7 protein-coding genes are annotated in these 11,808 nt (G+C 39.7%); 2 read left to right on the forward strand and 5 right to left on the reverse strand.

The window, feature by feature from the left end:
- Positions 1-26: 26 nt before the first annotated feature.
- Positions 27-2,402, reverse strand: coding sequence for a beta-L-arabinofuranosidase domain-containing protein (locus AB1278_RS14370; protein WP_429815201.1), 2,376 nt, complete (start codon positions 2,400-2,402; stop codon positions 27-29).
- Between the two features lie 514 nt (positions 2,403-2,916).
- Here AB1278_RS14370 and AB1278_RS14375 point away from each other — a divergent pair.
- Positions 2,917-3,603, forward strand: coding sequence for an NUDIX hydrolase (locus tag AB1278_RS14375; protein WP_047422617.1), 687 nt, complete (start codon positions 2,917-2,919; stop codon positions 3,601-3,603).
- A gap of 648 nt (positions 3,604-4,251) precedes the next feature.
- Positions 4,252-5,973 (forward strand): RICIN domain-containing protein, encoded by a 1,722-nt coding sequence (locus tag AB1278_RS14380; protein ID WP_411413875.1) that lies wholly within the window; start codon positions 4,252-4,254, stop codon positions 5,971-5,973.
- Between the two features lie 659 nt (positions 5,974-6,632).
- Here the strand turns inward: AB1278_RS14380 and AB1278_RS14385 are convergent.
- Genes AB1278_RS14385 through AB1278_RS14400 form a run of 4 tightly spaced genes read right to left on the reverse strand, consistent with a single transcriptional unit; the run spans position 6,633 to position 11,795 of the window.
- A complete protein-coding gene (locus AB1278_RS14385) occupies positions 6,633-8,360 on the reverse strand; it encodes a sodium:solute symporter family transporter (protein WP_411413874.1) in 1,728 nt (575 codons plus the stop codon).
- A 3-nt stretch (positions 8,361-8,363) separates the two neighbouring features.
- Positions 8,364-9,521: an aldose epimerase family protein gene (locus AB1278_RS14390; protein ID WP_202842888.1), complete on the reverse strand. Its 1,158-nt coding sequence runs from the start codon at positions 9,519-9,521 to the stop codon at positions 8,364-8,366.
- Between the two features lie 27 nt (positions 9,522-9,548).
- Complete coding sequence (gene araA, locus AB1278_RS14395) at positions 9,549-11,045, reverse strand: L-arabinose isomerase (protein WP_343608899.1); 1,497 nt, start codon at positions 11,043-11,045, stop codon at positions 9,549-9,551.
- Positions 11,046-11,084: 39 nt separating this feature from the next.
- Positions 11,085-11,795: an L-ribulose-5-phosphate 4-epimerase gene (locus AB1278_RS14400; protein WP_062669853.1), complete on the reverse strand. Its 711-nt coding sequence runs from the start codon at positions 11,793-11,795 to the stop codon at positions 11,085-11,087.
- Positions 11,796-11,808: the final 13 nt, after the last annotated feature.

Raw genomic sequence — 11,808 nt, forward strand, 5'->3', positions numbered from 1 at the left:
AATCTGTTTTTAATGTTGGTTCAGCTTTATTTCTTTTCGTAATTTTCTGTCAGTAACCGGACTTCAATGACTTTAGCGCTTATGAGTTTTTCATCTGCAAGGAATTTTACACTAAGATTTTCTTTATTCTTTTCTGAATCCGGAATCGGAACAATCAGATATTGAGGTAAACTTCCGGACTTTCCTTCCAGATTTTGGGTAATGATTTTTTTATCGTTGATCTCAATATTCAGCGTACGGCTGGTATTCGCATCAAAGTACAGCAGGTAAAGGTATGAAGCATTTTTTCCGGTATTTTTAATCCGGTAACTGAACCAGCCTTTGGCATCACGGAAATGGCGGTCTTCCATATATCCTGTACCAGAGTCTTTGCTTTCTATAAAATGGTCTGATTCCGGCTGCTGTTCGCCCAATTGGATCTTATCTGCGGTGATCATATCCAGCTTTCTGGTTTCTGCTTCTTCTTTTGCCCTTTGCTTCAAAATATTTTCTATTCCGTTTTTATCAGCCTGAGGCCAGTATAAAATATATCTTTCTGCCTGAATACTGTAAAACGGCACAAGACTGAGCCCTTTCCCGAATTTTTCAGACGGATAAAGACCTGTAACGGTAAAGTTGAGCGGTTTATTGTTCGAAGGCGCGATATGACTGACAACTTCTGAAGAATTTCCGAGGATAACGGGAATTTCGTTTAAAGGGATCTGCGGACCATGAGCAATATGGCCTCCTCTGCTATCGTCCGCAAGGAGTCCCTGTTGGTTTTCGGTCCCGTATGTTGCGGCAAGCACCACAGGTCCGTATTTAAATGCATAATAACTGGAGCGGTCAGGCAGCTGTTCTGCGGAAAGGTGCATTGGTAAAATCATTTTCACGACATCTCCTTTTTTCCATTTTTTGGTCAGTGTAAAATAGCCGTCAGAACCACGCTGTACTTTTTCCTGTTTTCCGTTGATAAGAATTTTTACTTCCGAAGGCGTCGTCCATTCCGGGCATCTTAATTTTACATCAAATTCTGATTTTCCCGCGGCATCAAAGATCAATGTTGTTTCAGGAACTTCCGGGAAGTTATTAACCTGGCGGAGCACTACTTTTTGCTGTTTCCATGTCAATGTGGAAGGAATAAACAGGTTTACAAATAAATCCTTATCCGACCGGGCATAAATCATTTCCCCATATTTGGCATGGTTTTCCATTCCGGATCCCACACAGCACCAGAAGCTGGTCTGAGGCTGCGAATACACACGGTAATGTCCGGGACGCATTGGCGTAAAGTACACAAAGCCTCCCTGATCATGATTTTCTGTGGAAAGAATATGATTGTATAAAGCTTTTTCGTAATAATCTATATAATACGATTCGGGCTGCGTTGCGTAAAGCTCTTTGGTAAGCTTCAGCATATTATAGGTATTGCAGGTTTCCGGACCTTCAATACTTTTTATCATACTGCTGAAATCATTGACAGGGTTAAAATGCTCACTGACACTGTTACCTCCAATAACTGAAGATCTTTTCTCTGTAACGTTATGCCAGAAAAAATCAGCGGCATTACTCCAGGACGTATTATTCTCAAGATCGGCAATACGTTTATAGCCGATTACTTTTGGAATCTGTGTATTGGCATGCAGTCCTGTAAGTTTATCTTCTCCTGATAAAAGCGGTGTAAGAATAGCCTGATGGGAAAAACGGTGAGCCAGTTTGAGATATTTCCGGTCATGAGTGATCTCGTAAACATCTGCAAAAACTTCGTTGAGCCCTCCATGTTCACTACGCAGCATATCCTGTATCTGCTCATCAGAAAGGTCTGAAACTTCATTTGCCATCCAATCTGTAAGCTTTATAAGCATTGCCTTTGCTTTTTCATTTTTGGCATACCAATACGCATCTCGCAGTCCTGAGTACAGTTTGTGAATATTATATAAAGGTACCCACCTGTCGTTCAAACCGAAGCCTGAAGCGCGAATATTTCCCTGTTTTATTTCTTTCCATATCTTTTTCCCGTCGGGAATCCCTGAAATATATCCGTCCGGAGCGGCTTTCTGGCAACGTTCCAGCTCACTGATCATATAATCAATTCTCTGTTGTATTGCGGTATCTCCTGTAGAGGCATACATTAAAGATAATGCAGAAATATAATGACCTCCTATGTGCCCGTCCAGTCCGGTATTTTCCCAATTAGGATAATTATCTGCCTTGGGTTTCAGCCCGGCTTCTTTAAGATAAGGAGCCAGCAGCCTGTCAGGTTCCATAGCCATGAGATATTGACGGTCTGCTATCATAGCTTTATTGAAAACACTCTCTGATAACTTTACAGTTTCCAAAGGGAAATAATGAATTTTCTTATTCATCTGCGCTGAGGCAAATGAAGCAAAACACAATAAAATAACTGAAAGTTTTGGGGTCATGGATAAATGTTAATTCAACATTTCTAAAATAACAGAAAGAATCTATATACGAAACATTTCCTGAGTCTGTTTGACTTATTTTTTCATTTAAAACTTTCAATAAAGCCCTGAAAACAACAAAAAACACACTACCTTATCATAAAAAATAAGATAATTAATTTACAGTAAAACAAAACCTTAAAACCATATGATTCCCTATGAAAATGAATTCAGGATATGTTTTGGCAAAAATTTCAAAGATATAGCAAATACCTTATCGTATTTTTAACGTTAAGTCCCTTTTCTTGACTATTATCAATCTTCTTTTTAATTTTAACACAATTTTAACATTCAATTCATGTATGATTAACCTGATTTCAGTGATATTTTCCGGTTTTGATACCGGTTTTATCTCCCAAAATATCCTTTAGGAATAATTTTAATGAAATAAATCATTCAGATTAAAAAGTGTATGAATCACATTTATATAATATCATATTCATAAAAGCTTTACCTTTGTAGTAAAATATAAAAGATGACTGAGGATTACTCCCAATATCCCAAACACCTTGTTGCCGTTGACTGTATCATTTTCGGTTTTGACGGCGAAAATCTTAAAATTCTTTTGGTAAAAAGAAATTTTGAACCTCAAATGGGCGAATGGTCATTGATGGGTGGCTTCGTTGGCAGTGAGGAAACTTCTGATGAGGCGGCTAACAGAGTTCTGTGTACATTGACCGGTCTTGAAAATATTTATCTTGAACAGCTGAAATGTTATACGGAAATTAACCGTGAGCCGACGGCCAGAATCATGTCTATCTCCTATTATGCACTGATCAATATTGAGAAAGATATCCAGATCAATGAGCAGTACAGTGCAAAATGGGTGGAACTTCAGAAAGCTCCTGACCTTATTTTCGATCATAACGAAATGGTAAAGGATGCTGTAGCCAGGCTGAGGAGAAGAGCTTCCACAGGACCTATCGGCTTTGAGCTTCTTCCTGAAAAGTTCACAATGAAAGATCTTCAGAATCTTTATGAAGCTATTTTTGATGAAAAATTTGACAAGCGGAATTTTACCAGCAAGATCAACAGTATGGATATCCTTGTGAATACGAATAAAAAGGATATGACCTCATCCAGAAAAGGGTCTTTTCTTTATCGTTTTGATGAAAAAAAATACAATAAAAAAATCTCACGGGGATTTATGTTTAAAATCTGATAGGCCAACCTGTTTAATTTTGGAAAAAGTATTCCAGAAAATTAACAATTTAGAATGATAGAAAATTCATCATACTCTTATTAAAATCTCACTTTTGTGAGATTTTTTTGTGTTCCTGGCGGAAATTTCCAGCAGGACAAACAGTTATTTTGTCTTTTTTCAGAATGATCGTAATAAAAATTTATGATAAGGTTTTTTCTTTTCTCCTACCACACAATGCATTATAATTATATGGTCTATAATCTTATTTATGATATGTATTTTTTTGTTAATTTTTGATAAAATGTTGATTTATATTTAATATTATGTGTATTTTTATACAAAACTAATAACCATATTTAACAACAGCTCAAATTTTCACAAACCACGAACTTAACTTCGTGGGAACCAGAAAAAGAGAGAAAAAGATTTTCAAATTGCAAACTGAATAGAAATGGTTCCAGTATTCTACCTAAAAGCGGTATTTAGGTAAGGAAATATGGAGACAAACAGGTTAAACGGTTTAGTAATCTGAAATCAATCCTTATTCAAATCCACCGTTAATAAAAATTAAGAAGTTTTACTTATCTGCGCAATACTCCTGCGCAATATGAAGAATCAAAATATTGACGGCTAAAAAATGAGACCAAACTTTAAATATATCAAATTATGAAAACAAACAAAATGTGGCTTTTTCTGGCCTTTCTGTTAATCATTCTTTCCAGCTGTTCTACGATGGATGAAAAAAATTTACTAGAAGACCCTGACACCAACTTAAGTGTCGGCGCTAGCGCAAGAGCGTTGGCAGCAACACCAATGCTGCATGTCGGAGGCAGATACCTTAAAGATCCCTGTGACAATAATGTTGTCTTACATGGTGTCGCCATAACTCCCAGCCCCTGGTTCAATGGCTGTCAGTATGGGGCTAATTCCGGCTACTGTACCTGGGATAATTACAATGTACAGGGCGCACTGAACTATAATAAAGCTGTCATGAACAAGCTCACCAGTGCTGCTGATGGCTGGTATCTCAATTACATCCGCCTCCATATTGATCCGTATTGGACCAATGATCCCGGACCGGCTATCCCAGAGAACGATATCTCAAGATTCAATTATAACCGCCTGGTAACTTATACAGATCAGGTGATAATCCCGCTGATTAACCATGCCCGCAGCCTGGGAATGTATGTCATCCTACGTCCGCCAGGCGTATGTCCAAATCGTATTGCTGTGAACGATGCCTATCATAGCTATCTTAAAACCGTATGGACCTTTTTGTCGCAGCATCCGGGCCTAAAGAACGCTGACAATGTGATGTTCGAATTAGCCAACGAACCTGTTGAGATTCTGGGCACAAATGGCACATGGGGATCGACAGGAAACGAGCACTTTGCAGCACTTAAAAACTTCTTCCAGCCATTGGTTAACATTATTCGCAACAATGGAGCCAATAATGTTTGCTGGATACCGGGTACAGGATGGCAATCCCATTATCAAGGCTATGTCAGTAACCAGATTACAGGTGGTAATATTGGTTATGCTGTTCATATCTATCCGGCTTACTGGGGCGGTCTCAGCAACTATCAAGCCTTTCAGAACGCATGGAATATCAATGTTAAACCAATCGCAGACATTGCACCAATTGCCATTACCGAGACCGACTGGGCACCGCAGGGCTATGGTACCTTCGGTATCGGTACAACAGGTACCGCAGGCGGAAGCGGATTTGGCGCCAATTTAAAATATATCGTGGATCAGTCAGGCAATGTAAGCTGGAATGTTCTTGCCCCGGATAATCTCCTCCACAAAGGCGATCCTAATGCAGGAACAGCCTACAACAACGATTGGGAAGCCTGCGCTGCCCCAGTTAAACAGTGGTTCCAGCAATATGCATCCTCCAATTATCCTGTTGGAAACTGTAATACAACCAGCAGCCTGGTTAATAATGGTATTTACGAAATCGAGTTTCAGACCGATGCCAATAAAGTAGTTGATCTAAAATCCGGAGAGGATGCCAATGGCGCAGTGTTAAGACCATGGACAAGGAATGGTGCTGCTGCACAGCGTTGGGTTGCCATTGACGCCGGCAATGGGTACTGGCGTTTTGTATCCAAAGCGAGTGCAACCAATCGCTGCATTGACTTAGCCAGTAACAGCAATACACTGGGAACCTCGATCAGGCTTTGGCAGAACTATGGTAATGATGCACAAGCCTGGCAGGTAGTTGCTGTCTCCAATGGTTATTATAAAATCCTGTCCAAGGTGGACCCTACACGTGGCTGGGATATTCCCAACTGTACCATGGATGGCAATTCAAACTTACACCTTTGGGATTATTACGGCACGTCATGTCAATTGTTCAAGTTCAAATATATTGGAATGAACTAATTGTCAGAAGATATAATAAAAAAACCAGGATGCTTTTTAAGCATCCTGGTTTTTTTATTGATGTGAAAAGTCAATTTTGCTTCGCAGTCAATGATGAATTTCTAAAATTAACAGTGAAACGAATTCACTATTGACCATTCACTTTTAAAAAGTCAATTTTGCTTCGCAAGTCAATGGTGAATTTTTAAAATTGTCAAGTGAAACGAATTCACTATTGACCTTTCACTTTTAAAAAGTCAATTTGCTTCGCAGTCAATGATGAATTTAAAATTGACAGTGAAACGAATTCACTATTGACTATTCACTTTTGTCATATATTCAATCTGCACAAAATAATCAGCAAAAGCATTGCATACGATCAAAACTAAAGTTCAGATTCAAATATATTGAGATGAACTAAGCGCAATAGAAGTGCATATAGCTAATTCTGAAACAAAAAAATAGGATGCTCAAAAAGCATCCTATTTTTAATAATGTGTGAAAAGTCATTTTGCTTCGCAGCCAATGGTGAATTTTTAAAATTGACAAGTGAAACAAATTCACTATTTACCATTCACTTTTAAAAAGTCAATTTTGCTTCACAAGTTAATGATGAATTTTTAAAATTGACAGTGAAACGAATTCACTATTGACTATTCACTTATAACATATTTCTACGTTTACCAAAATCTTACATACAAGACGGTCAGTAAAAGCAGCGTCATCACAATCAAAACTAATGTCCTGTTGTCTACTTTAAACATTGCTACATCAATGGCAAAGGCTTTAGGGTTTACTTTTGGACCTGCAAGACTGATCAGGATCATGGCAATTATGGTGATAAAAAACGACCATCCCATATTAATCAGGAAAGGAATTTCGGTAATGGTATGAACCACCCCATTTTCCAGCTTTTCATAAGTGAATGCTGTATACATCCACGTCTCTTTCCCGAAAATTTCAACGGCAAAACTGTTGAAGAAGATCGCCAGGACAAATCCTAAAATCACTCCTACCAAAGCAGCTATGCCAGTCGTTCTTTTCCAGAACATTCCCAGAAGGAACATGGCAAAAACTCCCGGACTGATAAAGCCTGTATATTTCTGGATAAATGTGAAACCTCCTTCACCACCAATTCCTAAAACATCTGTCCAGGTAAAGGCCAGTGCTGCCATCATTGCAATAATAATGACCCAGCGGCCTGTTCTCACCATCTGAATTTCGGTGGCATCTGTTTTAAGGTATTTCTTATAGATATCCAGGGTAAAAATGGTTGAGATACTGTTCACTTTTCCTGCCAGTGAAGCTACAATTGCTGCGGTCAATGCTGCAATAGCCAATCCTTTAAGTCCAACAGGTAAAAATCCTAATATTGCAGAGTATGCCCCGTCTTTCACTCCGTTGAATCCCGGAAGGTGTCCTTTGGAATATAAAACATAAGCAGCGATTCCCGGAAGCATTACGATTACAGGCATGAATAGTTTCAAAAAACCTGCAAATAAAATTCCTGTTCTTGCCGTTTTGAGATCTGCTCCCAAAGCTCTCTGTGTAATATACTGATTGCATCCCCAATAGTTCAGGTTAACAATCCACTGCCCGGCAAAATACATGGCCAGACCCGGTAACACTACATATTTCTGTACCTCAAGGTTCTGAGGCATTGCCAAAGTAGTAGTCGTAGTTGTTGGTTTTTGAAGAATCAGCTTAAAGTGCTGCGGAGCCTCATTGATCAGGGTATTGAATCCTGCCAGCGCATTTCCTACAGCGGCTCCGTTGATTCTCTGATCCACGATCTGCAACGCCATATACACCGTTGCAAAACCTCCGATAATAAGGACAGCCACCTGTATAACGTCTGTATATCCAATTACTTTCATTCCTCCGAGACCGATCAGAAGGGCCATAAGCAAAAGAGCGATCATAATACCGTGAAGATGCTCTCCTCCCAGTAAAGTATCGATGGCAAGAGCACCAAGGTAAAGAATGGAGGTAAGATTCACGATAACATACAGAAACAGCCAGAATACGGCCATGATGAGCGAAACAGATTTGTTATACCTTCTTTCCAGAAACTGGGGCATGGTATAGATCTTATTTTTAAGATAGATCGGAATAAACCAGACCGCAATAATGATTAACGCAAGAGCAGCTATCCATTCATAAGCAGCAACAGCAATTCCTACAAAGAAACCTTCACCACTCATTCCGATAAACTGCTCAGCAGAAATATTGGAGGCAATTAAGCTGGCTCCGATCGCCCACCATGTCAAAGATCCTTCCGCAAGGAAATAATCCTTACTTCCTGTAGATTCGGATTTTTTCTTTTTATAGATCCATAATCCGTAAGAAGCTACCACTACAAAATAGATCAGGAATATGATGATATCAATAGTTGCTAATTTTCCCATAGTTTACTTTTTTACGGAGAATTTATAGATGGTTTTCGAGTGGTATTTCTGTCCGGGCTTCAATTCTGTAGAAGGAAAAGAAGGCTGGTTCGGTGAATCCGGGAAGTGCTGTGTTTCTAAGCAGAACCCTGTTCTGAATTCATTTTTACCACCGGTTTTGGTATCAAACTTTCCGTCAAGAAAATTTCCGGAATAAAACTGCACACCGGGTTCATCTGTGAAGACTTCCATTAATCTTCCTGTTCCCTGGTGATACACTTTTGCGATACTTCTCAAACCTTTTCCATTCAAAATCCAGTTATGGTCATATCCTTTTCCTTTTTTCAGCTGATCATCATCTGCACTGATATCTTTTCCGATAGACTTTGAAACCGTAAAATCAAAAGGAGTTCCTTTTACGGCTTTCTGTTCACCGGTAGGAATCAAGGTTTCATTCACCGGAAGAAAATGATCTGCATTAATCTGCAGTTCATGATCGGTAATCGTTTTAGTAAAATTTCCTGACAGGTTAAAATAGGAATGCTGGGTAAGATTCACTACAGTAGGCTTATCTGTTTCAGCTTCATACGAAATTTCCAATGCATTGTCGTCTGTAAGCGTGTAAAAAACGGTTGTTGTTAATTTCCCCGGATATCCTTCTTCACCATCTGCACTGGTATAAGATAATTTCAATGTCGGAAATTTTGCATCTTTTACGACTTCAATATTCCAGAATCTGGTGTGAAACCCTTCTTTTCCTCCGTGAAGGCTGTTAGGGCCATCATTTTTGTTGATTTCATAGGTTTTGCCATCGAGTGTAAATTGGGCATTGGCAATTCTGTTGCCGTATCTTCCGATCAAAGCACCGAAATAATAAGGGTTTCCATCGAAATATCCTTCAGGTTTTGTAAAACCCAGAACCACGTCTTCATATTTCCCGTTCTTATCAGGAGCTGTTAAAGAAGTGATAATCCCGCCGAAGTTGATGACTTCAACTTTCATCCCGTTTTTATTGCTTAATGTGTATTTTTTAATAGAATCGCCTTTGGGCGTCACTCCATAGTCTGAAGTTTGAACATTCTCCATTTTTCCTGAAATATCCTGTTTGTTATTTTCTTTTCTGCAGCCGAAAATAATTAAAAATAATAAAATAAAAATGCCGTTATATGTTGTTTTTTTCATAATTATTTACATATTTTTTACAATTAATTAACGATAATACATTTCATTCCAACGAAGTGTATTTTTAAAATCACGCATTCTGGTATCTTCATCAATGACTAATGATTCAATTCCTGCTATTTCAGCAAAATCTTCCAGCTGTTCTGCCGAAATATTTTCACTGTAACATGTATGGTGTGCCCCCCCTGCCAGTATCCAGGCTTCTGCAGCTGTATATAAATCAGGAAGAGGTTTCCATAAGACTCTTGCTACCGGAAGTTTTGGCAGCTCTTCTGTAATTTCCAATGCTCTGGTTTTGTTGATCAGCAGTCTGAAATGGTTTCCAAAGTCCATCAATGCAGCGTTCAGAGAGTCAATATTTCCTCTGGAGTTAAAAACAAGACGAACGGGATCTGCTTTTCCTCCGATTCCCAACGGATGGATCTCACATGAAGGTTTCCCGGCTGCCAGCACAGGATCTACTTCCAGCATATGGGAGCCCAGAATAGAAGGATTGGAAGGATCTAAATGATAGGTATAATCTTCCATAAAAGCATTTCCTCCTTCAAGGCCCTGCCCCATTGTTTTCATGGCACGTACGAGCGCCGCTGTTTTCCAGTCTCCTTCGCCTGCAAATCCGTATCCTTTCTGCATCAGTCTCTGTACGGCAATTCCCGGCAGCTGTTCCAGCCCGTGAAGGTCTTCAAAGGTATCTGAAAATCCTTTAAATCCACCTTCTTTTAAAAATTTTTCAAGTCCTAATTCAATTTTTGCAGCGGTGTGCAGCGAACTTCTGTTGGCTCCTCCTTCCAAAAGGGAAGCTGCCATGTGATAAGAAGATTCATATTCTTCCATCAGGCTTTTTATTTCTCCTTCGCTTATTGAATTGATAACTCCGACAAGATCACCGATTCCCCAGGTATTGACTGAAAAGCCGAACCGGGTTTCAGCTTCTACTTTATCTCCATCTGTAACGGCTACAAACCGCATATTATCTCCGAAACGCGCAAATTTAGCTCCCTGCCAGTCGTCCCAGCCTGCAGCAACACGGCTCCAGTCGCCGATCTGCTTCTGAACTCTTTCTTCCGACCAGTGCCCTACCACTACTTTTCTGTTCTTTCGGAGCCTGCTTACCATAAAACCAAATTCACGGTCTCCGTGAGCTGCCTGGTTGAGATTCATAAAATCCATATCCATGGTAGACCACGGAATATCTCTGTTGAACTGGGTATGCAGATGCAGAAGAGGTTTCTGTAAAATTTTTAATCCTCTGATCCACATTTTGGCGGGTGAAAAGGTATGCATCCACGTGATTACTCCTATACAGTTTTCTGCATGATTAGCGGATGCAATGGTTTCAAATATCTCTTCGGTAGTTTTTACCGTTGGCTTTACAATGACTTTTACCGGAATGAAAGAAGATTTTTCAAGTTCTTCCCCAATTTTTTTTGAGTGGTCTGCTACCTGCGCCAGTGTTTCTGGTCCGTATAAATGCTGACTTCCTGTGATGAACCAGACTTCTTTGGTATTGAGAGGTGTTAACATAGTTTTGTTGATCGTTAATAGTTGTTTATCTTAAAGTGTTTAGTGTTTAAATTCCTGTCCGTAGTAGGCATTCTTGCCGTGTTTACGTTCATAATGTTTTTTGATGAGTGAGTCTTTCAGACGTTCTGCATCAGGATTGATCTGTCTGGTGAGATAAGCCATTTCGGCAATGGTTTCCAGCACTTTGCTGTTGTAGACCGCTTTCTCAGCATTTTTACCCCAGGTAAACGGGCCGTGATTGCCGATCAGAACCATTTCCACTTCTTCCGGAGAGAACTGTTTTTCTTTAAAGCATTCCAGAATCTGTATTCCTGTATTGTATTCGTAGTTTCCTTCGATCAGCTCATCCCGCATCGGTGGGGCGCAGGGAATATCCGTCGTAAGATGATCTGCATGGGTTGTCCCGAAAACAGGGATATCCAATTGTGCCTGTGCCCACGCCACGGAATAGATGGCATGCGTGTGGGAAATTCCACCGATATTTTCCCAGTTTTTATACAGGTAAGCATGGGTTTTCGTATCGGAAGAAGGTCTGAGCCTGCCTTCAATGACATTGGCATCAAAGTCCAGAATCACCATATCTTCCGGCTTTAAAATATCATAGGGAACACCGCTTGGTTTAATGGCAAAAATCCCCTTATCGCGGTCTACAGCGCTTACATTTCCGAAGGTATAGACCACCAGCTTCAGGGCGTCCAGCTGCATATTCGCTTCATAGCATTCTCTTTGGAGTTCTTTATAGGTATTCATTTTGAGTATCATT

The sequence above is a fragment of the Chryseobacterium sp. NRRL B-14798 genome, assembly GCF_050470705.1.
GTDB lineage: Bacteria > Bacteroidota > Bacteroidia > Flavobacteriales > Weeksellaceae > Chryseobacterium > Chryseobacterium cupriresistens.

Bases quoted from the DNA above. Each gene is read 5' to 3' on its own strand.
- AB1278_RS14370 (WP_429815201.1), bottom strand. From the start codon at position 2,402: ATGACCCCAAAACTTTCAGTTATTTTATTGTGTTTTGCTTCATTTGCC.
- AB1278_RS14375 (WP_047422617.1), top strand. From the start codon at position 2,917: ATGACTGAGGATTACTCCCAATATCCCAAACACCTTGTTGCCGTTGAC.
- AB1278_RS14380 (WP_411413875.1), top strand. From the start codon at position 4,252: ATGAAAACAAACAAAATGTGGCTTTTTCTGGCCTTTCTGTTAATCATT.
- AB1278_RS14385 (WP_411413874.1), bottom strand. From the start codon at position 8,360: ATGGGAAAATTAGCAACTATTGATATCATCATATTCCTGATCTATTTT.
- AB1278_RS14390 (WP_202842888.1), bottom strand. From the start codon at position 9,521: ATGAAAAAAACAACATATAACGGCATTTTTATTTTATTATTTTTAATT.
- araA (WP_343608899.1), bottom strand. From the start codon at position 11,045: ATGTTAACACCTCTCAATACCAAAGAAGTCTGGTTCATCACAGGAAGT.
- AB1278_RS14400 (WP_062669853.1), bottom strand. From the start codon at position 11,795: ATGAATACCTATAAAGAACTCCAAAGAGAATGCTATGAAGCGAATATG.